The 23,120-nt window shown below is 40.2% G+C and carries 22 protein-coding genes and 1 pseudogene; 9 read left to right on the forward strand and 14 right to left on the reverse strand.

Annotated features, from left to right (window positions below; translation table 11 throughout):
* The first annotated feature begins 206 nt into the window (after positions 1 to 206).
* Complete coding sequence (locus AC21OH_RS12025) at positions 207 to 1,355, forward strand: 4-phosphoerythronate dehydrogenase (protein WP_487370149.1); 1,149 nt, start codon at positions 207 to 209, stop codon at positions 1,353 to 1,355.
* A 9-nt stretch (positions 1,356 to 1,364) separates the two neighbouring features.
* A complete protein-coding gene (epmA, locus tag AC21OH_RS12030) occupies positions 1,365 to 2,339 on the forward strand; it encodes an EF-P lysine aminoacylase EpmA (protein ID WP_487370148.1) in 975 nt (324 codons plus the stop codon).
* A gap of 198 nt (positions 2,340 to 2,537) precedes the next feature.
* Here the strand turns inward: epmA and AC21OH_RS12035 are convergent, their stop codons facing one another.
* The 7 genes from AC21OH_RS12035 to AC21OH_RS12065 form a co-directional block, all read right to left on the reverse strand.
* A complete protein-coding gene (locus tag AC21OH_RS12035) occupies positions 2,538 to 2,738 on the reverse strand; it encodes a zf-HC2 domain-containing protein (protein ID WP_486535091.1) in 201 nt (66 codons plus the stop codon).
* A gap of 192 nt (positions 2,739 to 2,930) precedes the next feature.
* Entirely contained in the window at positions 2,931 to 3,557 is a 627-nt protein-coding gene (locus AC21OH_RS12040) for a sigma-70 family RNA polymerase sigma factor (protein ID WP_487370147.1), read from the reverse strand.
* Between the two features lie 157 nt (positions 3,558 to 3,714).
* Entirely contained in the window at positions 3,715 to 4,386 is a 672-nt protein-coding gene (locus AC21OH_RS12045; RefSeq protein WP_487370146.1) for an HvfX family Cu-binding RiPP maturation protein, read from the reverse strand.
* A gap of 182 nt (positions 4,387 to 4,568) precedes the next feature.
* Positions 4,569 to 5,600 (reverse strand): HvfC/BufC N-terminal domain-containing protein, encoded by a 1,032-nt coding sequence (locus AC21OH_RS12050; RefSeq protein ID WP_487370145.1) that lies wholly within the window; start codon positions 5,598 to 5,600, stop codon positions 4,569 to 4,571.
* A complete protein-coding gene (locus AC21OH_RS12055) occupies positions 5,587 to 6,639 on the reverse strand; it encodes an HvfB family MNIO-type RiPP peptide maturase (RefSeq protein WP_487370144.1) in 1,053 nt (350 codons plus the stop codon). The genes AC21OH_RS12050 and AC21OH_RS12055 overlap by 14 nt, the downstream gene beginning before the upstream one ends.
* Positions 6,640 to 6,716: 77 nt before the next feature.
* Entirely contained in the window at positions 6,717 to 6,977 is a 261-nt protein-coding gene (locus AC21OH_RS12060; protein ID WP_487370143.1) for an HvfA family oxazolone/thioamide-modified RiPP metallophore, read from the reverse strand.
* A 129-nt stretch (positions 6,978 to 7,106) separates the two neighbouring features.
* Positions 7,107 to 7,334 (reverse strand): HvfA family oxazolone/thioamide-modified RiPP metallophore, encoded by a 228-nt coding sequence (locus AC21OH_RS12065; protein WP_487370142.1) that lies wholly within the window; start codon positions 7,332 to 7,334, stop codon positions 7,107 to 7,109.
* A 412-nt stretch (positions 7,335 to 7,746) separates the two neighbouring features.
* Here AC21OH_RS12065 and AC21OH_RS12070 point away from each other — a divergent pair, with 412 nt between their 5' ends.
* A complete protein-coding gene (locus AC21OH_RS12070) occupies positions 7,747 to 8,196 on the forward strand; it encodes a GNAT family N-acetyltransferase (protein ID WP_487370141.1) in 450 nt (149 codons plus the stop codon).
* 23 nt (positions 8,197 to 8,219) lie between these two features.
* On the opposite strand, the gene AC21OH_RS12075 is transcribed toward AC21OH_RS12070, so the two are convergent.
* From AC21OH_RS12075 to AC21OH_RS12095, 5 genes and pseudogenes are all read right to left on the reverse strand, one after another.
* Complete coding sequence (locus tag AC21OH_RS12075) at positions 8,220 to 8,669, reverse strand: YaiI/YqxD family protein (protein WP_487370175.1); 450 nt, start codon at positions 8,667 to 8,669, stop codon at positions 8,220 to 8,222.
* Positions 8,670 to 8,701: 32 nt separating this feature from the next.
* A complete protein-coding gene (locus tag AC21OH_RS12080) occupies positions 8,702 to 9,901 on the reverse strand; it encodes a 5-(carboxyamino)imidazole ribonucleotide synthase (RefSeq protein WP_487370140.1) in 1,200 nt (399 codons plus the stop codon).
* 96 nt (positions 9,902 to 9,997) lie between these two features.
* Positions 9,998 to 10,558, reverse strand: a complete 561-nt coding sequence (purE, locus tag AC21OH_RS12085; RefSeq protein WP_487370139.1) for a 5-(carboxyamino)imidazole ribonucleotide mutase — start codon at positions 10,556 to 10,558, stop codon at positions 9,998 to 10,000.
* 97 nt (positions 10,559 to 10,655) lie between these two features.
* Positions 10,656 to 11,660: a metallophosphoesterase gene (locus AC21OH_RS12090; protein ID WP_487370138.1), complete on the reverse strand. Its 1,005-nt coding sequence runs from the start codon at positions 11,658 to 11,660 to the stop codon at positions 10,656 to 10,658.
* A 525-nt stretch (positions 11,661 to 12,185) separates the two neighbouring features.
* A pseudogene (locus AC21OH_RS12095) lies at positions 12,186 to 12,324 on the reverse strand (DUF1328 family protein).
* A gap of 285 nt (positions 12,325 to 12,609) precedes the next feature.
* On the opposite strand from AC21OH_RS12095, the gene AC21OH_RS12100 reads away from it, so the two are divergent.
* From AC21OH_RS12100 to AC21OH_RS12120, 5 genes are all read left to right on the forward strand, one after another.
* Positions 12,610 to 13,206 (forward strand): DUF421 domain-containing protein, encoded by a 597-nt coding sequence (locus tag AC21OH_RS12100; RefSeq protein ID WP_487370137.1) that lies wholly within the window; start codon positions 12,610 to 12,612, stop codon positions 13,204 to 13,206.
* Positions 13,207 to 13,274: 68 nt separating this feature from the next.
* Positions 13,275 to 14,612 (forward strand): FUSC family protein, encoded by a 1,338-nt coding sequence (locus AC21OH_RS12105; RefSeq protein WP_486535079.1) that lies wholly within the window; start codon positions 13,275 to 13,277, stop codon positions 14,610 to 14,612.
* A 27-nt stretch (positions 14,613 to 14,639) separates the two neighbouring features.
* The gene (locus AC21OH_RS12110; protein ID WP_487370136.1) at positions 14,640 to 15,356 is read left to right on the forward strand and encodes a hypothetical protein; all 717 of its coding nucleotides are present in this window, start codon (positions 14,640 to 14,642) and stop codon (positions 15,354 to 15,356) included.
* A 238-nt stretch (positions 15,357 to 15,594) separates the two neighbouring features.
* Positions 15,595 to 16,215: a hemerythrin domain-containing protein gene (locus AC21OH_RS12115; RefSeq protein ID WP_486535077.1), complete on the forward strand. Its 621-nt coding sequence runs from the start codon at positions 15,595 to 15,597 to the stop codon at positions 16,213 to 16,215.
* A 299-nt stretch (positions 16,216 to 16,514) separates the two neighbouring features.
* On the forward strand, positions 16,515 to 16,778 hold the full coding sequence (locus AC21OH_RS12120; protein WP_487370135.1) for a hypothetical protein: 264 nt from the start codon (positions 16,515 to 16,517) through the stop codon (positions 16,776 to 16,778).
* Between the two features lie 251 nt (positions 16,779 to 17,029).
* On the opposite strand, the gene AC21OH_RS12125 is transcribed toward AC21OH_RS12120, so the two are convergent.
* Positions 17,030 to 17,701, reverse strand: a complete 672-nt coding sequence (locus AC21OH_RS12125) for a DUF805 domain-containing protein (RefSeq protein ID WP_487370134.1) — start codon at positions 17,699 to 17,701, stop codon at positions 17,030 to 17,032.
* Between the two features lie 565 nt (positions 17,702 to 18,266).
* Positions 18,267 to 20,567: a DNA topoisomerase IV subunit A gene (parC, locus tag AC21OH_RS12130; protein WP_487370133.1), complete on the reverse strand. Its 2,301-nt coding sequence runs from the start codon at positions 20,565 to 20,567 to the stop codon at positions 18,267 to 18,269.
* A 640-nt stretch (positions 20,568 to 21,207) separates the two neighbouring features.
* Between parC and AC21OH_RS12135 the strand changes: the two genes are divergently transcribed.
* Positions 21,208 to 22,944 carry an AMP-binding protein gene (locus AC21OH_RS12135; RefSeq protein WP_487370132.1) on the forward strand — a complete coding sequence of 579 codons (1,737 nt, stop codon included), beginning with the start codon at positions 21,208 to 21,210 and terminating at the stop codon, positions 22,942 to 22,944.
* The last annotated feature ends 176 nt before the right edge of the window (positions 22,945 to 23,120 follow it).

Here is a 23,120-nt window from a genome sequence, read left to right on the forward strand (position 1 = left end):
ATGCAACAGATGAATCCAAGGCGGCTAATAGCACCCACGAAAAATAATAGCTACGCTAAATAGCACCTATAATAAACCGCACCTATATAAATAGAAACTAATTAATAGAAACTATAAAAAAACACTTAAAAAAAAGCACGTATAAAAAATGCCACCTACAATATCCAGTAGGGTATAAAAGCGTTTATATAATAAAAAGGGTAAGTATGCTGACCATAATCGCTGATAGTAATATTGCGAATTTACATGATTATTTTAATGAGCAAGTGTTGCAGCAGTCTATTAATCTCATTGCGATGGCTGGTCGTGATATCGATACCAAAGTCATTGCTGAGTATCAGCCTGACGCATTACTGATTCGTTCAGTTACTCCAATAAACGAAGCGCTTTTAGCAAACAATAGCACTGTTAAATATGTGGGCTCTGCAACCATAGGTACGGATCATGTCGATCAAGATTATCTAATTCAGCATGGTGTTCATTTTTCCAATGCAGCTGGCTGTAGTAAGCACTCAGTTGCGCAGTATGTCATTAGCGCCATCCTAACACTGCGTCCTCAGTATTGGGCATATAAAGACAGTAAAGATACACCTACCAAACCAATAAAGCCAATAGAGCCAATAAAGTTAGGTATTATCGGTTTGGGCAATATTGGCAGTACCCTTGCCCGTTATGCGTTAGATTTAGGCTGGCAGGTGCTAGGTTATGACCCTTTGTTAGCTGATTCTAAGATTAACAATGCAAGCTTTGATAAAGTGCTTCGTGAAAGCGACGTTATTAGCTTACATGTACCATTGACCATGCTGGGCTATAGTGAGTTGCCCACCCAGCATATGATTAATAGTACTGTTTTAGAAAAAATGCCGGTAGATACAATGCTAATCAATACCTCACGTGGTGCTGTGGTCAATGAAGCAGATTTATTGGCGAATTTGGATAAACATCCTGAGCGTCAGGTTGTGCTTGATGTGTTCGAACATGAGCCAACCGTTAGTGCCGAGTTATTAAATAGATTAACGATTGCCACGCCACATATTGCTGGTTATACCCTTGAGGGCAAGCTGCGAGGGACGCAGATGATTTTTGATACTTTTGTACGCTCTTATGGCGAGAGGGGTACAGATATCTTGACCATTAAAGAGCAGGACTTAATGGCTGATTTATTGCTTGAGAATCCATATAAGTGGCAGCAGCTAAAAGATAATCCGCAACAACTGACTGAGTTTTATGATATTAAAGCAGATGATAAGTTGCTTAGAGACAGTGTCGATAGCAGTGAGCAAGCTGTACCTGCTGAGGCGTTTGATGTTCTTCGTAAAAACTATTCTCTGCGCCGTGAATGGCTATTTGTATAGGGTGTTTCCATGTCTCAATCACTTGATTTCCACCCTACAATGAACCTTGGGATGGCTCATAAACGTGCCGAGATGCTTGCCAAAATCCGAGAATTTTTCGCACAGAAAAACGTACTAGAAGTACAAACGCCTCTGCTTTCTCAAGCAGGCAATACAGATGTGTTTGTGCCATCAATTTCTGCCAATATTACTCTCCAAGATACCCCAACAACTTACTACCTACATACGTCACCAGAATTTGCCATGAAACGTATGTTGGCAGCTTGGCAAGTGGCGATTTATCAGATTTGTCCTGTATTTAGAGATAATGAGGTGGGTCATCGTCATAACAGTGAGTTTACGATGCTTGAGTGGTATCGTCCTGGATTTAGTCTAAATGAGCTGGCTTTAGAGCTGGCTGAATTGCTCACTGTGGTTTTTGAGCGTGAGCAGTTACTAACACACTACAGTTATAGCCAAGCATATATGGATTATGTGGGTGTAAACCCTTTAAGTGCCAATTGCCATAATTTATCGGCTATTGCAAAGCATAATGGTCTGTCTGGTATCGATTTGGGGGAGGATCATCAAGGGTGGCTAGATTTGTTGTTTAGCCACCTAGTAGAGCCTAATTTGGGTCACGATAGTCCGACTTTGATAACCGATTATCCCCCTGCGACCGCGGCTTTGGCAAAAATTGAAACGGATAGTGACGGTAATAAGGTTGCCAAACGATTCGAGTTATATATCAATGGCATTGAGATTGCCAATGCGTATGATGAACTGGCAGACAGTCAAGCATTAAGGGCGCGATTTGAGCAGGATAATATTGAACGGACTCAGCGAGGGTTGCCTGTTATGCCAATCGATGAGCGTCTATTGGCGGCTTGCGATGCGCTGCCAGCGTGTAGTGGCATTGCGCTAGGCATTGATAGGTTGATGATGGTGATGACGGGTGCAAAAAATATTGATGATGTGATCGGGTTTGGTGTGGATAGGGCTTAGTATGCCAGCCATTCGACAACTATAAGCCATCCGACAACTATAAGCCATTCGACAATTTCAATTAATTCGACAGTTTCAAGTAATTCGATTAGGTCAAGCAATTAACCCTTTTGTACCATTAAGTAGCGTTTAAGCCATTAAGTAGCATTAAAGTAGTATATATACTGGCCTTCATCGATAAGTTAATTGTTAGATGTGCTACTCATTTTCAGAGGGACTATGAGTATCTTTGGACTGAAAGTCTTTCATAATTTTACTCAATGTTTTACTGTTGTCTTTGAACGCTCGACATCCAGGGCACATTATTAAATGGGAATGCAGTTGTATTTTTTCCGCAAGATGTAATGGTCGCTCTTGCCCATCGCTGACAATTTTGGTGATACGTTTACAGTTTTTCATAGTGTATGTCGCCTTAGCCTTAATATCGATGAATTCTCTACAGCTCTCTAATATAGTCAGCGAACGACTAAATGGTTGCAGTGTTACCCTCGTTAAGCCTACTACAGTAGTACTTGCACTCGGTTGCCTTATAACCCTTTTAAAACTTCTTTGACTATACCTTTTTTATAAAACCCTTGTCCAAGAAAGCCGTTATTCGTCAGCATAGTTAAACCACTTTATGGACAAACACGTCTGAAGACCTAGGCGTGCTCGATGCATTAACACATAATAATTACTGCTACTTATGCAAAGCGTTTCACAGATCTCTCGGGTCTCAAGCTCAATGTATTCACGCATTAAAAATGCGCGCGCTTGCTCATTTGGCAGATTAATTAAGCAGGCCTCGAGCACCTGCCAAAACCCCTCGGTATGGACATGGGCTTCAGGGTCACACCAACTGTCATCAAATTGACTCGGTTTACACTCTGGATACCAAGATCCAGCCTCATCAAATAGGTCATCCAATAAGCTATCTTCATTGCCATCGCTAGTCTCTTGAAGACTCGATATCGTGGTGTACTTACTATTTTTGCGAATATTATCAATAATTTTGTTTTTTAAGATAGCAAATACCCAGCTTTTAAAAGCGGCATTGCCTTTAAATTGATCACTATATTGTAGCGCTGAGAGTAACGCATCTTGAACCACATCTTCTGCCAAGTGATAATCGTCCAATTGTAGGCGAGCAAATGCAAGCATTTGATGACGAACTGATTCGACAAACTGCGGGGTAATACTAGAATGCTCTGGGACGGGAAGCTGACTGACGTCGTTCATTTTAACAGCTCTTATATGTACCGTTGTCAAACAAGACAAGTTATCGGATACGGTTGTTAGTAGTTAGTAGTTAGTAGTTAGTAGTTAGTATTCAGGGTATAACTTTAAAGTGCAAGGTTTAGGCATAAGCAAAATCATAAGTAAAAGTATAAGCTAATTAAGTCTTGTAGCGATACTGTCGCTTAGAGGCAGAAGGATTTAGCCAATAATCTAAACTCACATAACGACCCGCACCATAAAATAAGGTGACCAGTAGCATGACTGCATAGGTGGCCGCAAACTCAATACCATTGTTTAGTATCACAAAATTACCCGTTTCGGTTAGCCAGTCATAATTACCATGAGTTTGTAATATCTCTTTTGCCTTATCCAAGCGTACCGCCGCCTCATTGGTATTCTCTAAACTGGCCTCACTGCCCCAAAAGCCAAACGTATTCATTAGGCTAGAAAGGCTGGTTTCTGGATTGGTCGGGGTAATGGCATACCAGCCGTTGACCCAGTGCACGCTAAACATCGCCACCAACATGGTAATAATCAAGGAGAATGACACAAAACGGGTGCCTAGTCCTAATAATAACGCAATGCCGCCCACTAATTCTGCCAAAATAACCAGTACTGCCATTAGCGTAGGCATTGGCAAGCCTAATCCCCAATCACTATTGCCAAACCATTGTACGATGTCATTAAAACCTGTGACCTTGTTCCAGCCTGCACTGATAAAAATAGGCGCAAGGTATAAGCGTATCGCTAAAGGCGCAATAAAATCTAACGATTCTAATCGAGAAATAACGGCGTTAAAGGGTCTAAGGGTGTTGCTGGCAAAGCTCATAAGATACTCTCAATGTTAGAAAAGGGTTCTAGATATTTGGACGGTTAGGACTTAAGCATAATGAAGACTATAGCGACTGGGTATCATTTATTGACACTGTCTGAAAGGTGGTGCCAGAAGTTTAATAAATAATTCCCAGTCTGCTATCACCTAGCTGCTATAAATAGTTAAATACAGTTATTCTAGTAAGTCCTAAGTTTTTTATCCGGTATTGGTATTAAAACCTGCTGATCCACTAGCTGATGAATTAAAGGTATGCCAAAGGATACTAAAATCTGCTCGTCGTCATATCCTAAGTGGTTAGCAAACGCTTGCATCAATTTGGTCAGACCACTGTCAGTTGCCATAATTGGGCTATAGTTATCGACATTGCTACTGCTACTGACATGGCTTTGGATAAAGTCATTTAGGGCATAAGTGAGCGCATTAACGGTCATAAACTGAACCTTATTCTGATGATCTCTATAGACCAAGTAAAAACTGTCCTCAGGATTACTGGGTTGAAACTCCGAGCTAATCAGGTGTACCGGCCACTGATAGTGTAAGTTTTGAACGCTTGGATTGATGCTTAAATAGCTTACACTCAAATCGTTTAAACCCATATCGTTTAAATCTAAATCGCTGTCATCCAAAGCCGAGTCACTGATAAGCTGCTCAGTGTTAACCATCGGAGCGGTAATTGGCAAAGTGTCGAGACTATAGGTATCGACCATAAGCTCGACCCATTCATAATGTGCTAATTCGGCAAAATAAGGCGGAAGCTCTAATTGTTCTAATACATTAGGTTCAGATAAATAATCGACAAAGTGCTGGTTAATTTCTGTGAAATAAGGACTATGGCAAGGATGGTTAAGGAAAAACTGCTTGCAAACATATAGCCATTTATCATCACTAATCAAACTTTGGCAAACGGGAAAGCATTTATCTAAGAAGCCCCGTATGTTATTAAATACAAGAGTTTGATATAAATGACCAATACGACTGGGGATGGATGCCCCGTTTGCGAGAGTCACATTTGTGAGATTTTCGTGTGTATGAGTCTCGTTTGTAAGATAAGGGGAAGCATTGTCCGAGTTGGGATTGTCGATACCGGTCTTTTGTTCTCGTATATATTGACCAAAATTTTGCTGAAACTCTACCAGAGATGAGGTGGCTGTTAATTCAGAAGCTACCGAGGTATCAGCGTTAGCAGAAATCACTTTAGATAAGGTCATGCTGACCATCCTTAGTCTGCAGGCCTTGATTAGCCTGCTGACTATTATTAGCCCTATAACTAGACAATGACGGATAGGGTAACGTCGCTTTTTGGGCAGAACTCGTTTGTGGCTTAATTGACTGAGCCTGTAACTGGCGAATATAGGCCACTTCATCAATCAATTCATCCATACTTGGAAAATTGAAATCGCGCTCCAAACAGGTCGGTAAGGTGTTGGCAGGATGTCCTGTTTTTTGCTCGATAAGGGCATAAGCGTCCGATAATAATGCCCAAACAGGATCAATCACGCTTGCACCATGAGTATCTACAATCAGCCCATCTTCTTCAGTATGATGCCCCGCCACATGGAGATAACAGGTACGCTCAAGTGGCAGTTGCCGTAAGTACTCGTGCGCATCAAAGCCAAAGTTTTGACTATTGACATAAATATTATTCACATCCAAATGCAATAAGCAGTCTGACTCATTGGCAACGGCACTGATAAATTCAGCATCGCTCATATCACAGCTGACGCCATTCGTTGGGGGACTAAAGTAATAAGAGGCATTTTCAAACCCAATTTGCTGACCCAAAATATCTTGGGCCTGCTTAATTCTATCAGCCACCCAATAAACCGCCTCTTCAGTACAAGGGATAGGGAGCAAGTCATATAAATGACCCGAGGTGTCGCTACACCAAGACAGATGCTCGGTGTATAGCCCGATATCATGGATCTGCATAAAGGCTTTGATATTTTTTAAAAGTGCGGTATCTAAAGTGGCTGTGCTACCGATTGATAGCGACAAGCCATGACAAACGAAGGGGTGTTGTTCAGTAAATGATCTTAACTGCTTGTGGTATTGACCGCCCATTTGACCATTAGAGTTTAACCAATTCTCTGGCGATATCTCAAAAAAATCGATAGCAGACAGATCAGATTTACCCATCTCAGCCAAAAGCTCACGACGAAACCCAAGCCCTGCTCCGCCTAACTGTTTTTTTGATTGAACAGTGGCATCTTTAACGGTTGTAGACGAGCTTGGCATTGGTAACGTCATAGTAGTCCTTTATAAATCTGATTGGATGGGTAAACCTTGAAGGTCAACCCAGTAATGGGAAATTGCGTCTGTTAAAGCTATTTAGTGCCACCACATTTGGCTTCACCACATTTGGCATCCATTTTCTTGTCTGCACCGCATGAACTTTCGGCTTTTTTATCGGCGCCGCAATTGCCTTCAGCACTTTTTTCAGCACCGCATGACCCTTGATGGGCTTTTTCACCGTTTTTGTAGCCTGAGTCCATTTCATTAGCGGAAAAAGGGTTGGTTGATGTACAACCACCTAAGGTAACTAATGAGCCTAGGGCTAAACTTGCAACGATTGATTTAGTATTCATAATAATATTCCCTTTTTGATAAGATTGATTGGTTTAAACGTTGTGCTGTTTACGAAGCGAAAGTGACAACAGCGCTCAGTTTATAAATGTCCGTTTGTATGTAACTGTCTGTTTTAAGCTATGGGAAAGCTATTCACTTGCACCACATTTGCCTTCACCACATTTGGCATCCGCTTTTTTGGTAGGTTTTTTGACTGTGCCGCATTTGCCTTCGCCGCACTTAGCGTCTGCTGTTTTACTATCACTTTGGTGCGCGTTTAGCATAGGTTTGGCATTAAAGGGGTTTGCTGCATTAGCGCCACTCATAGTCATAAGTGAACCTAATGCTAAACTGGTAATAAATGCTGATTTTTTCATGATGTACTCCATTGATAGGGATAAATAATTGATAGGTGATAACAGTCTACAAACTAAGAGCCCTTTCAATGATGTCGTACTCAAATCAATGGCAAGTTATTTGTCTGTTATTAATTAGACGTGGCACGGGCGACTTTTCTTACACTTATTTTTTACTTTTTTTAGATAATTATTTTAAAATTAATATAAGATATTGATTTGTATTAGTTTTTATTTTTAAATAAAAACGATTAATCGAATGATTTGAGGGGTGGACGTAGTATTTCTAGAAAAACATAATGGGCGTGGTGAAAGTGAGAGTGCAACGTGAAAGGTGAAAAGTGAACTACTAAAGCAACTTAAAACGTCTAAAGTAACTTAAAATATAAAAGTAATTGATAATAGGCAAACGACTTAAAATAGGAAAGCTGAGATGATTGAACCAGCAAAAATAGAAGATGCAAAAGAAATCGCGAGTGTGATTAGGGAGAGTATTCTATCTTGCGCTGCAGATCATCAAAATGATCCTGTTGCAATTGAGCAGTGGCTAGCAAATAAAACGCAAAGTCATGTTGAACAATGGATCAGCAACAATGATGCCTTGGTTTATAAGCTTGGTAAGCAGATAGCTGGTTTTATTTTAGTGTCAAAGAAAGGTGATATATTGCTCAACTATGTGAAACCTGATTGCCAAGGGCAGGGTATAGGCAAACAATTATTGAACAGAATGAAAGAAGACTTTCTTCAACGAGGTATAACAGCGCTTACCGCTGAGTCGACATTGACAGCCAAGCCGTTCTATTTAGCCAATGGGTTTAAGGTTATTGAGGATGTAATAGAGAATGGACGAGTGGTTGCGCATCGGATGGTGTTGGGTTTGTAGGGGAAGGGTAGGCTTTTTAAAGCTTAACGCACCAGCTTATTTAGCCCATCGGCAAACATCTTTTTATCTTTATCAGAATAGGGCTTTTGACCGCCCATTTGCGTCAAGTCCAGTACGCCTGTTGAGCGCATGGTGTCCATAAAGTCACGAGCATTGAGTTTTTGTTTGATGTTATTTTTATCATAGATAACACCATGCGGGGTCAATACTTGTCCGTCATTATCAAGCACATCATTGGCCAGCGGAATGTCACTGGTAATAACAAGATCGCCTTTTTTGACATTATCTGCAATGTAGTCATCAGCCACATCAAATCCTGAACCCACTACTTTCATGGCAATCAGTGGTGACTTACGCACTTTTATCGGCTGATTAGCAACAAAGATGGCGGGGGTATTAGTGCGAACTACCGTTTTGGTTATCAGATCTTTTACCACCAAGGGACAAGCGTCGGCATCGATCCAGATAGTCATGCCCTCTTTTTTATCGGGCGATTTATTTTCACTCACGATGCAAACCCCATCTTATTTGGCAGAACTGAAATTAACTGCTCTAAAGCCATATCAAGTTGGGCAACATCGTTTGGCATTAACGTTATATGGGCTATTTTACGGTCTGCGCGTTCTTCTTTGTGATAAGTATGATAATGTACACCGTCAATGGCTAAGACGTCAGCCACATTTGGATACTCACCCAGCACATTAACCATCACAGAAGGATATACATTATCAGTATCTCCTAAGGGTAAACCAACCACTGCGCGCATATGATTTTCGAACTGACTGGTAACGGCACCTTCGATGCTCCAGTGACCTGAGTTATGAACACGTGGTGCAATTTCATTGGCTAAGATAACATCTTTACCTTTGTCATCTTTACTAACAAAGAGCTCTAAAGCCATGGTACCCACATAATCCAAATGAGTCATTAAAGTTTCAATGGCTTTTTTTGCTTGTGGCAATAGATGACTGGTTCCTACCGCAGGCGCATGGGAGGTTGCCAAAATACCAGTATGATGATGGTTTTCCACTAAATCATACGTGCGGATAGTGCCATCTTGCGCACGTGTGGCGATAATGGACACTTCTCGACTAAAGTCGATAAAGCCTTCGGCTATTAAAGGTGCAGGTGTGAGAGTTAGATTACTTTTACCAGTGACGGCATCACCCAGCGCTTTCCAAGCCTCTTCAATGTCTGCTTCAGTTTTTACCACAAACTGACCTTTACCATCATAACCACCACGGCTGGTTTTTAGTACTAAAGGTAATCCAAGCGTATTGTAAGCTTCTTTAAGATCTGCTTTTGAGCTAACACTGACAAAGGGGACGGTCTTAATGTTTAGTTCATTGAATAAAGTCTTTTCATTTAAGCGATCTTGAGCCACTTTAAGAGCTTGTGGTGGCGGGAACATACCTTGTTTTTGACCCGCATCTGACATTTGCTTGAGGCGTGCTACTGTCTCAGCTGGCGTATTCTCAAACTCCAAGGTGAACACATCGGCCGCCGCGATAAAACCTTCAAGTTGCTCACTGCTAAATACTTGACCATATAAAGACGCAGGGCAATTTGGGGCATCTTCTAAAAACACACAACGATAACCAAGAGGCAGGGCAGCCTCGGCCAACATCATACCAAGTTGACCGCCTCCTAAAATGCCGATAGTACGGATAGTTTGAGTTGTAGGATAAGCATTTGTTGTTGTCATGGTTGACCCTTAATATATAATCAGCTTGTACTTAATATAATTGAGAATATATAAGTATAGAAGACGCTTTACAGCCATTTTGAAGAGTTGGTAGTTCTACGGGTTAATAACGCCTGGCGTTGGACTGGCTAAAATAGTGTCTGTTTGATTGCTACGAAACTCTACTAACTTCTTAGCCAAGTCTTTATCCTGCAAGGCTAGAATTTGAATGGCCAATAACCCTGCGTTATAAGCACCAGCGGTACCAATCGCTAAGGTGCCAACGGCTATACCTTTAGGCATCTGCACAATAGACAATAAGCTATCCCATCCACTTAAAGTCGATGATTTAACGGGCACACCTAGTACAGGTAACTCAGTCTGACTGGCGCACATGCCGGGTAAATGAGCAGCGCCACCAGCACCAGCTATGATCACTTGTAACCCTTTAGACTTAGCCGATTTGGCGTAATCAAATAATTTATCAGGCGTACGATGCGCTGAGACCACTTCACATTCAAACGCAATACCAAAATCTGCCAATAGTTGCACGCCCAAACTCATGGTAGGCCAATCAGACTGTGAACCCATGATAATTCCTACTTTTGGGGTACCCGCTGGAGATTGAATGGGTCCTTGCGAAGTGCTGGTTTTGTGGCTGGTGTTGGCATTTGCCATGTTTTGAAATTCCTGTGAAAAAACATCCATCATACAAAATTTTTGACGCAATAAAAAGCCACTTTTTTAAATTTTGTAAGGACTAAACAATGCCTTATTATTTATGGTCTTTATCGTGTTTGTATTGCACAAAGTTATCGGCAGACAGTGGCATCGGATGACTGCTATCAAAGCGATAGGCCGTTAAATAACCAGAGCCAGCTGCTGAATAGTCTGTGCAAACTACTTGATCGCTAAGTGGCTCAGGTTGTCCGGTAAGCCAGTAGTGACCAATAAAGACCGGTTTATCAGTTTTCAATTTAAACTCAAGGTTTTTTGCCACAGCGTCTTTGGGTATTTGCTGCATATCGTGAGATGGCGCACGAGCGATATCGACAATACGTTGTCCTTGTAATTGTTTCTGCCACCATCTCACTCTGACGCGGCTACGAACAGCCCCATCTTTATCGGTAAAGCTTGACCCTGAAGGTAGCGCAATTTCGACGCCTTTTAATACCCTCTCTAAAGCATCGTATTCAATAGAGTGCTTTTGCCCTGTACGCTGTAAAGCCTCCATAGTCAGTTGATTGTCTGCGGTTAACAGGGGCTTTAATACCTGCATGTTGTCTACATCCCAGCAAGCGTGAACAAAACAAGCATGCTCAGTCTCAATCCATAGGGGTAATTCATAAAACCTATCAAGCCAGTACTTATGAGCCTCTGAGCCAAACGGCACTTCGTCTAAAAATGCTTTATGTTGACGCTCATGGGTGTCATTGTGGTGGCGCAAATAGATAGGATCAGTAGCCCCTTTAGTTGCAGCCCGTTGCTGCATCGCGGATTCATCAAGGGTGGCATATGCCAAGGCGTTGTATTCATGATTACCCATGACGGTCTCTGCGACGCCAGCATCAATCATTGCATAAACAATTTCTAAGGTTTCAAGCTCTTTATTACCCCTGTCAATTAAGTCCCCAATAAACACAGCTTGATGTCCGTTTGGCGGCTGGTAATAATCAATATCTAAAGTTGGATGCCGGGTTAGTTTATAGCCAAGCTTATTTAATAAACCCTTAAGCTTGTCAGCGTGGCCATGTATATCGCCTATAACGTCATAAATCATAGAATGAGTACATCTCCAGATTAGGGTCTGTTGAACATACAAATATGGAACTGGCGGCGGTTATTTTTTAGGCAATATGCAGGGAAATTTTAGACACTTAGTTATTCTAAGTTAGAAAATTTCACAATATATTGACAAAAAATAGCCCCGCCCCGTAGGGCTGATGCTAAAATTGCCCCAAACGTTGTTATAAACCTAGCTAAGGTCCAATACGCTTCGGGCATTATCGTCGGTTTATGCCTAGTTTGGAACACAGCTTTGATTAATTGGTAGCTATCAGCAGTCCTAATATTTGAATGTTCAACAGACCCTACTTAATAAATTTGACTTTAATTAATATAAATTAATTCTAACAAGTTCGTAATGTTTAAAGCTTTGCTAAAAAAAGCACCTATACCTACTATAGATGCTTTTATAAGAATAAATAAGGTCAACGCAACTGATTCAATAGAAACTGTTTTTACATGATAGCGGTTATTGTTTGATAGGGGGTATTAATTATTAGGTCGTATTAATTAACAGCTATTAGGTTCTGCTTGAAAAAAATGACACGATAAATAAAATTACCGCTATCACTAAAAGAATAAGTAAAATCATTACTTAATCCTGCCACACCATCGAAGCTTAAAAAGCTTGCGATAAGCGCAATAATTGCAAATATGATGGCCCACTTAACAGGATTCTCTCCATGAAATAAACCTACAAAATTTGGATTATCGCCTCCAATGATATTCTTATAGCTTTTTTATTTCGCATATCAGATGTCATTAGCATAGCGAATAGGTACCTAAATAGGGTAAACAATTGTTATGCATTATAGGTAGTCGTGTTTAATACTAGCTATTGTTTTAGGGACAATTAATTCAATAAGTTAAACTGGCTAAAACATTTATAAAATCTTTTATTAAAAGAGTCTGAATTAAACACATTAAACACATTAGGAGCTATTATGGAGTGGTCAAAATGGTTTGCGATGGACTGGAATCAAGTAACGGGCGTTATCTTGTCGGCAATAGGTATATATTTTGGGTTGATAATTTTTACCCGGTTAATGGGCTTACGTAGTTTTTCAAAATTATCAAGCCATGACTTTGCGATGACCGTAGCTGTAGGTAGTATGCTTGCCTCAACAGTGCTTTCAAAGACACCTTCTTTGATGCAAGGTCTAGTCGGTATTGGCATACTGTTCTTATTGCAAGGCATATTTTCACTTTTACGTCGTAAGTTTAAACCACTTAAGATGTTTATAGATAATGAGCCATTGGTATTGATGGCGCATGGTGAGTTTCTATGGGTAAATATCAAAAAGGCCAATCTATCAAAAAGCGATATACAAGAAGTGCTGCGCAAAAATAGTGTAAAATCAAAAACTGAAATATTCGCCGTTATCATGGAAACAACGGGTGACATGAGTGTTATCAAACAAAATGACGTGACTCCAGATTTTGAACTGTTTGATGATATCAGGGAGGCTGAGCATTTGATAAACGGCGTTGTGTTTGACCGTAACTTGATAAAAAAAGAAGTTAAAAATAAGGCTATTTAACCTTTCACTTGAAAACAGAAGCTTTTACTTGAAGGACAGAAACTTACTTGAAAAACAGAAACGTGTGAATGAAAAACTCATTGAAGTCAAAATTGGTGGCCCCTGTTATAGAGCCGTATGCCCGCTATCTGTACGCGAATGTACTCCATGCCATAAGGCTGGGTGTGGCAGTAGTAGCGACTTTATTATTTAGTAAATGGGCCGCCATTCCTCATTCAGAATGGGCGACGATTACGGTGTTTATCATACTCGGCTTATTGCAGTATCAAGGAGCCATCTATACCAAAGCAAGTGAACGTATTTTGGGTACGGTACTGGGTATTGTGGTTGGTTTATTTTTACTATGGATTAATCAAGACTTACTGGCACCACTGGGCGCGATGTGGTTGTATTATATTATAGTCGGCATCATTAGCTCTTTTATTGGTTATTTCTCAATCAAAAATCTGGGATATATCGGACTATTAACAGGTATTACTATGTGCATGATAATCGCCAGTAGCAATAGTATTGGTCCAGATGGTATCGCACGGGCTATTAACGTGCTTATAGGCACCTTATTTTCAGTCGTAGCGTCACTAATCTTACCGCTAAAATCCACTTTGATGTGGCGTTTTTTATTGGCGAATAACCTTGTTGCCTGTGCGAAGATGTATGATGGGGTAGAAGCTTATATTTCAGACCCAAGCTTAGACAATCGGTTTGCAAATGCTGAGAATGAGGATAGTGAGACTAATAATAAGGAGTTAAGCTTAGATCATCCAGTAATTGCCAATCCTGCTAATCTGGGTACAAACGATGTGCATTTGGATTTAGGGGCTACCACGATAAGCACCTTCATGGATGGTACGCCCAAAGACACTGTTCCTACTTATGTTAATAAAGACATGGTGGCGCAATTTAAGAAAATTAATCAAAGACTACTCAAGGTGCGTGGACATATTGCGCCAACGGCTAGAGAATCTGGCATAGATACGCAGACTCTAGACATGATACAGCGTACCCATCGTAATATTATAGGCACCATTGACTTGTTGCTCAGCGCCGCACCCAAGCTTGCCCACAGTCCTATCGATGCCGAAAACCGAGTATTGGTTGATCATTATCATCGTGAACTGACACAAGGTATGCGCCATATAGCAGCCGTGCTGCGTAGTCCTAACGATGAGGTTTTTCGTCCTATAACCCGTATACAGGTTGCAGACTATCCCAGCATTAAGCAACTTACCTTTGAATGGCAGGGCTATTTTTGGTTGACGCAAAGCCTTCAGCAGCAGCTGCAAAGTTTGAGTGAGCTACTACAGGATACGCAGACAAAATGGTATGCAGGCTCAGGTCTTCGTTATCAGCGTCAAGAAAGACGGCGTATTCATGCCCACGGTAGAGAAACGAACTTAGATATATAATCCAGCAAAACAATTAAAGGGCCACACGTGTTGCACAATCATTTAAAAGAAAAACAGCAGCGAATTAATCAGTTTGTATCACGTGCTAATCTTATCTTAACTAACAATCCTCTATGCTATACAGGTAACTTTATCACAGGTAAACCCAATAACCCTGATATGCTATTTGTGAGTATCAATCCTGGACACAGCAACCGAGAAGATTGGGGTGATATAGAAGCACGCCGAGCCCAATCGGTTGTTAAAGAATTTGAACCTGTTGAGTGCAAATACATTGAAGATTCTAAGCGTGGTAGCCGCTATGCCAATCGTATTATTGAAATTGTGTGTGCAGGTGACATCGAGCGTTTAGAACACTGTGCTGAAACCAGCTTTATCTCCTATTTTGCCGCGCCAAAAGAAACGGTACTACAAGCTCAGTTAGCACAGCTGCCTAATCAGATGCAAGCTGAGCATGCTGCTTTAACCCAGCTTGATATTGAATACATCAATCCAAAGCATATCATTTGCATGGGCTGGCGATCTTTTGATCGCTTTTTAAAGCAGTATGGTGATGACAGTGAGATCATTGTTAATAAACTGCCTTTAATTGGAAAGATGGAGGCGTATTACGCTTATACTGAAGTTCGCAGCATCCCTGTCCATGGCTTAAGACACCTATGTACCAAGCTGACCACTGAGATGCGCACGAAGCTTGAGCATCGATTTAAAGACATTTGGAATGAGATAGAAAAGCAGGCTTAAAGAAATAAAGGGTTAAAGAAATAAAGGGTTAAAGAAATAAAAAACTAAATAGGTAAGCTCTTGATATATGCAAACAATGCCATATAAATTTAATGTAGTAAACATAGCCTTATTTAAAAGCTACTTGAAAACATTAAAATCGCTATTATATATACTTAACTTGAGCCCATATCTTATTAGCTGAGGTTATCAATTAAAGATTGCCAAACGACTAACTTAAGATTGAAGAGAGATAAAGATGAGTATAAACAACGTATCATTTAGCGATAACGCACCTACGTTGGGCGATAACCAAGCTTGCGAAGTTATAAAGCGTGACGTAGCACCTCGGCATCCTGACAGCCGCTTACAATCAGACTGGCTTTTCTTACTAGAGAAACTACCGCCAAATCAATGGTACGCCTCTGACTATGCTTACAAAACCTCAGGCTGGCTAAACGTACATACTAATATTCGCAAGCGTCAGCGTATTTTAAGACAACTGAGCGAAGAGTACTTAATGGGGGCGCTTAATTGGGAGAATTACCGTTCGCAGATACTTGAGCGTATCGGTATGCATGTTATGAAGCTACACCAGCACCACAGTGTTGAGGATCGCGGATTTTTCCCCGATTTTGTCAGCTCGTATCCTCAGCTCAAAAGTGGATTTGAGATATTAGAGCGCGATCATGTCAAGTTAGATGCGTTACTTGATGAGCTACTGGGCTTAAATAATGAGTTGTCGAGGTCGTCACAAGAAGATAGAGCGTTAGCCGATCGTCTCCATCAGAACTTGGTGACTGGTACTGACTTTTTATCGCAGCATTTAACCGATGAAGAAGATTTGGTCGTACCAATTTTAGCGTTACGTGATGTTTAAAAGGCTATGTTTAGCGACCTATTTTAAAAAGATGACATTTAAAGGTGAATTTTAAAAGGCAATAGAAGAAATCACACTTGTAAGTTGCTGTTGGTAGTGTCTATTAAAAACTCGCCTTATCAGTTAGTCTTGAGTCTATATAACGTTAATTTCAAGTTGTATTTAGGTTAGTTAAAATGATTTCTGATAAATTTAAAGTACATTCAAGTTTTTAGTCACAAGTCATCAGCCATTATTGGCCTTTTGACTATCAACTAATTTTAACGATTAATTAAATACAACTAAAGCGAGATGTATATATGGATAATGGTGCTAGACATAAGATTTGGGGATTAATATCCAGTGTTATAGGTTTAATTCTATTATTAGCCATTGTCAATTCAGGTAATAATACGCCGATATCAAAGTGGCCAAAAGAGGGATTCCACAATCTAGCCTTTAGCATAGGGTGGTTAAGCCCGTTCCCTGATTGGCTTACTTATTTAGTTGCTTTATTGACTATCTTTTTAGTCATGTGGATTTTTTATAAAATTGGCCAATGGCTGTCTAAAGAGTTTACCTAATCAGGCTTGTTTGATTCAGCCAATATAACCTAGTCCGTATAACTGAGCCTTTAAAACAAGGCTAGATTAGTTTTGCCCAATTCACACTAGGATTTTTTAAGTAACAAACCCATTATAAATAGTCTTATTGGCTTAAAATAGTCTTATTGGCTTGCTTAAAGTTCGATTCAAGACTATTTAACCTTCTAATTAATATTCTTATAAACACCAAATCAACGCCAAAACAATACTTAAACCAATCAACACTCACATTATTCATTAGACAGCATTCGTTGTTCTATTTGTACTTGTTCTAATTGCAGGGAATCACTAAAAGGATCTTCTAATGGCTCATATTGCAGAGGTTCTTCCATCATTAATGCTACCGCAAAGACGCCGATGTAAATGATGATATAAAATAAAGGTAAGCCAATGGCTAGTATTTTTAATACCGTACTAGGAGGCTCTGCGGGCACACCATACTTATTCACTCCTTCGTCACCAGGGGCAAACATTGCATACAATATAAAAAATAAGTTTAGTACGGGTACAAATAGTAGAAGACTGAGCCAGCCAGATTTGTTCAAATCATTCAATCGGCGTATCATTGGTACAAAGGTAATGTAACCTGACAACACCATATATGCCAAGAATGCAATGATCATCAATCCATAATTGATAGCGCTATCAAAACCAAATGCCATGGTGCTTAAGGAAAATAGAAGTAAGCACAACAGCACAAAAGGAGTGATAATACAAAATCCCAATATGATGCCATAGGCGATATAGCGTATTCGTCCTATACGACCTTTAGTAGAGTAAAAAGGCTCATTATGATAAGCTTGAGGGAGAGGCGGCGCTTGATTAGGCGGTAGCGGTGGGGGCGAATGTGGGCGGTTTGTTTCGGTTGCCTTGTGCCCCGTATCAGGGTTCTCTACCGTCATCTTTTTGCCTTTTATACGTTGTCTTTTAAATAAATATGGTCGTTTTAGATAAACATGATCGTTTGAATATACTTAGTGGTTTTAAATAAATATGGTCGTTTTAAATAAACATTGTTGATTTAAATCATATCCGTAAGTTTAAACCGTACTAAATTTTTTAGATCGTGATTATTTTAGAATACGCCGGTTAACTAATATATCATGCCAATATAGCACTTACAGCATTATTGCGCTTGTTAGCAATTCTTTATTAGTAATTTTTTAGCACTTATAAAAGATTATATAGTAAATATGAGGCTATTGGCGCTGGTATGGCCGAATTAAATTTTCGAGTATGGTTATTAGAAAGTATTTTTATAAAAACAGTTCTTTATGAATGACCGCAAAAAAGGACGATACTAGATTAGTATAACTAGGTTAGTATATTAAACTAGACTGTCCATACAGCCTAGTTTTTAAGTGTTTAATTAAAATAACAACGCAAGATAAAGAATGAAAATTATCACACTAGGGGCTGTCTAGAATGACGCGAATAGAATGAGAGATCAGCTGATTCTGATACGCCTTATCCTGTCACTTCAACCTCACGAACATTTTGAAAGCCTCTAGGCAGTTGACTACCACGATTACCACGTTTGCCATTGTAATTGGCTAAATCAATCGGCTTTAAGGTTATATGGCGTTTACCTGCATTGAGGGTAAGGCTGTCTTTATGATGTAGGGGTACAACAGCAACAACCTCTTCGCCTTCTTTTAGATTAATTAACTTATTACCTTTACCGCGCTGCTGTTCTGGCAATTCGTCAATGGGGAATACCAACAAATAGCCTGCTGATGTCACCACTGCAATCTGATCTTGAGCAAGTGCTTCTACCGTATCCTCATCTTTATCATCTAGTATAAAGTCAATATAGGGCACAGTTAATAAACGGGCTTTGTCATCAAAGTTGATGATGTTTTTACCTGCTTTTTGATTGGTATCAAGATTGCCTAATGTATTAATAAATCCGTATCCAGATGAGCTTGTCAGTATGATTCGCTGCGTGTCCTCACCGGCCAATAGCTGCTCAAAGCTTGCACCCGCTGGGGGTTTTAATACACTTGTCAAAGGGTCTCCTTGACCGCGAGCAGACGCTAGCGTATGTGCTTCAATACTGTAGCTACGTCCTGTGCTGTCGAGTATAAAGATTTTTTGATTGGATTTACCTCTAACGTGGGCTTGATAACTGTCTCCTGATCGATAACTCATACCCGCAGCATCCACGTCATGGCCTTTAGCCGCACGTATCCAACCTGCTTTTGACAAGATAGCTGTTACTGGCTCACTGGGCACAAGATCTGACTCTTTGAGTGCGGTTGCTTCCCCGCGTTCGACCACAGGAGACATACGATTATTGCCATGCTCTTTCATATCCGACTCAAGCTCTTTAATTATAAGCTTGGTAAGGCTGGCAGGATTATCAAGAAGTTCTTGAATAGTCGCACGCTCCGCTTCTAAATCGTCTTTTTCAGAACGTAGCTCAATCTCTTGTAATCGGGCAAGCTGACGCAGACGAATATCTAAAATGGCATTGGCTTGAATCTCACTTAACTCATAACGGGTCATCAGCTCCATTTTTGGATCATCTTCTTCGCGAATAATACGGATGACTTCATCAATATTAAGATAGGCCACCAGCAAACCTTCAAGAATATGTAAGCGCTTATCAATTTTGTCTAGACGATAGTTCAATCGGCGTGTGACCACATCACGGCGACTGATTAGCCACTCACTGAGTATTTGTTTCAAGTTTTTGACTTGCGGCTTACCGTTTAGACCAATCATATTCATATTGACGCGATAATTGGACTCTAAGTCAGTACTAGCAAACAAATGACTCATGACGCGATCAACATCGACTCTAGTTGAGCGTAGCTCAAGCACAATACGGCACGCATTTTCATGATCTGACTCATCATGTATGTCCACAACCCAAGGCAGTTTCTTTTCTATCATCAGTTTGGCAATTTGTTCTTGAATCTTGTTGCCTGACACTTGGTAAGGTAGCGCATCAATGATGACTAAGTTTTTATCATTGGCGTCTACATGATAGACGGCGCGCATTTTATAGCTTCCCCGTCCACTTTCATACATCGCTTGTAGGTCTTTTTTGGAGGTTATAATTTCTGCATTGGTTGGCAGATCAGGCGCAGGGATAGATTGTGTCAATTGTTTGACAGACAGCTCTGGATTCTTAAGCAAACGAATGGCCGCGCGAACCACTTCATTAAGATTGTGAGGTGGAATATCTGTTGCCATACCCACAGCGATACCTGTGGTACCGTTTAATAAAATATTTGGCAAGCGGGCGGGCAAAGTAACAGGCTCTTGTAGAGAACCATCGAAATTGTCTTGCCAATCGACAGTACCTTGTCCCAGTTCAGCCAGAAGCGTATTTGCGTATGCTGACATTTTTGCTTCGGTATAACGCATGGCGGCGAAGGATTTGGGATCATCAGGACTCCCCCAGTTACCTTGGCCTGTTATAAGCGGATAACGATAGCTAAACGGCTGAGCCATCAGCACCATCGCCTCATAACATGCGGTATCGCCATGCGGATGATATTTACCTAGCACATCACCGACGGTACGCGCTGATTTTTTGGGTTTGGTGGTCGATTTAAGCCCAAGCTCACTCATCGCATAAATAATACGCCGCTGTACAGGCTTTAAACCATCAGCGATGTTGGGTAATGCGCGGTCCATAATCACGTACATAGCGTAGTTTAAATACGCTTGCTCTGTAAATTCGGCAACCGAGCGCGTATCTGTCGCCTCGTTTGGAATAACTGCTGAGCTTGCTGGAGTGCTGGTAATATCAGACATAGTGTCAGGTTCTGCCTCAATGTTTTTAGGTGATGAAATGTCTTATTTTAAATATGGTTTTTTTAAATATATATATTTGAGTTATTTGATATATATTTTCTTTGGGGTAAATTTTTAAGTAGTTTAATAGCTTTTATATTTAATACCTCAATCTCAATACATTGCGTAGGCTGTGACTTTAGCCCAGCATATAAGTTCAATAGATACATATCGCTGTGCTAAAAGCACCAGCCTACAATGGATTGTAATAAGTTGAGAGTGGGTATTCAATAAAACAAGCTAATACATAGACAAAGCAATTTAGAATCCACTTATATTAAGAGTATCGTAACGGATATTAAATGAATAAAAAAGTAGCTGTATAGACTATGCGTCAAATAATGACGTCTGTATCCTATTTTTAGTTTCATCTTTACTATACAGTTCCTAATAGCAGGGCAATTAAACATATAAGTTATGTTTTTTAAACGCATTTTTCATAATTTGGTTGTCATATTGTAGATAAATAGTGTATTTTAGTTTTAAATATTGATAGGGCAGTGATATATACTGCAATTATTCTATTGAAAACCACATATTCGGCTTATTTAACTAATATACTCATCAATCCCCTGTTTAAATTTTAGGAGTTTCATAGATTATGGACGATCAATCAACCCAGTATCATCGCCTTAACGAAAAACCTTGGTTAAAAACATACGAAAAACTCAATATGAAATATGATATTGAGATGCCGCCAAAAGATAGCTCATTAATAGATATTTTTGAACATAACTTTACCGAACATAAAGGCAGAGTATCTTTTGTATGCATGAACCAAGAGATGTCTTACGATGAGCTCGATGTATATAGCAGACAGTTTGCTGCCTATTTGCAGTCTCTAGGTCTGCAAAAGGGGGATAAAGTCGCCGTTATGATGCCCAATATTTTACAGTCTCCAGTTGCTATACTAGGGGTTATCCGCGCAGGTTTTGTCCTAGTAAATGTTAATCCATTATATACGACGCATGAGCTTGAGCATCAGCTAGAAGATTCTGAAAGTAAAGCGATTATTATTCTTGAAAACTTTGCCAAAACCTATCAAGACATTAGCAAAAAGACGGTAGATCACGTTATTGTGACGTCTATGGGTGATTTGATGAGTCCTGTTAAAGGATTTATTGTCAATACAGTTGTGCGCCATGTCAAAAAAATGGTTCCAGACTTTAATATTAAAGGTAGCGTAAATTTCAAAAAAGCACTTAAATTGGGTGCTAAGCATAAGTACAAGCGTCCTGAAGGCGTCACTTTGGATGACATTGCTGTCTTGCAATATACGGGTGGTACAACAGGTGTGGCAAAAGGCGCAATGTTAACGCATGGCAACTTAGTGGCAAACCTTATTCAATGTGATACTTATATTGGTGATGCCTTCGATAAATATATCGAGCTTGATGAGCAGCCAGTCATTATGACAGCGCTACCTTTGTATCATATCTTCTCATTCACCGTGTGTTGTATGTATGGTATGCACAAAGGGGCGATTAACTCATTAGTACCTAATCCACGCGATGGCAAAAGCTTATTGAAAGCTTATAAAGACTATCCACCTGCCTTTTTCCCCGCAGTGAATACCTTATTTAATGGTTTGATTAACTCTGAGCATTTCCGTGCACTAGACCATAGCAAGCTTGAGATGTCTATGGGCGGTGGTATGGCAGTATTAAAAGATACCGCTGAGAAGTGGCGTCAAGGGACGGGCAACGTGATTGTTCAAGGTTACGGTCTATCAGAAACCTCACCTGTTGCCTCAGCCAACCCTATGGGACTCGATGAATTCCCTGGCAATATCGGGGTTCCCTTCCCAGCGACTGATATGGCAATTATTGATGAAGAAGGTAATGAGGTGGCAATCGGTGAACGCGGAGAGATTTGCGTGCGCGGACCTCAAGTGATGAAAGGATACTGGAAGCGCGAAGATGCTACGGCAGAAGTAATGACGCCAGATGGGTATTTCCGCACAGGTGACATCGGCGTCATGGATGAAGAGGGTTACTTTAAAATTGTTGATCGTAAAAAAGATATGATTATCGTCTCAGGCTTTAACGTTTATCCTAACGAAGTTGAAGATGTGATGTCTGGCCATCCTAAAATCTTAGAATGTGGTGTGATTGGAATTGACAGCGATAAAAGTGGTGAAGTACCGAAGATATTTATCGTATCGAATGATCCAAGCTTAACTGAAGAAGAAGTTATTAGTTATGCCAAAGAAAACTTAACAGGATACAAGCGTCCTCGTTTTGTAGAATTTGTCGATGAACTACCTAAGTCAAATGTGGGTAAAATTCTGCGTAAAGATTTACGTGAAATGGAAGCTAAAAATCAACAAAGTGCATAATTACAATTTTTAAGCGTATAATTGTGGTGTTAGATAATCGTTTTAAATCTTAGGCTTTAAGTTTATAGCGTTAACGAGTACAATACCCGCCATAATCTAAAAAGGACATAAGCATCTGCTTGTGTCCTTTTTTGTTAAACGAGCTTTTTGCAAAAAGATATTTTCTTATTAGAGTA

It is taken from the genome of Psychrobacter sp. CX10, assembly GCF_057621575.2.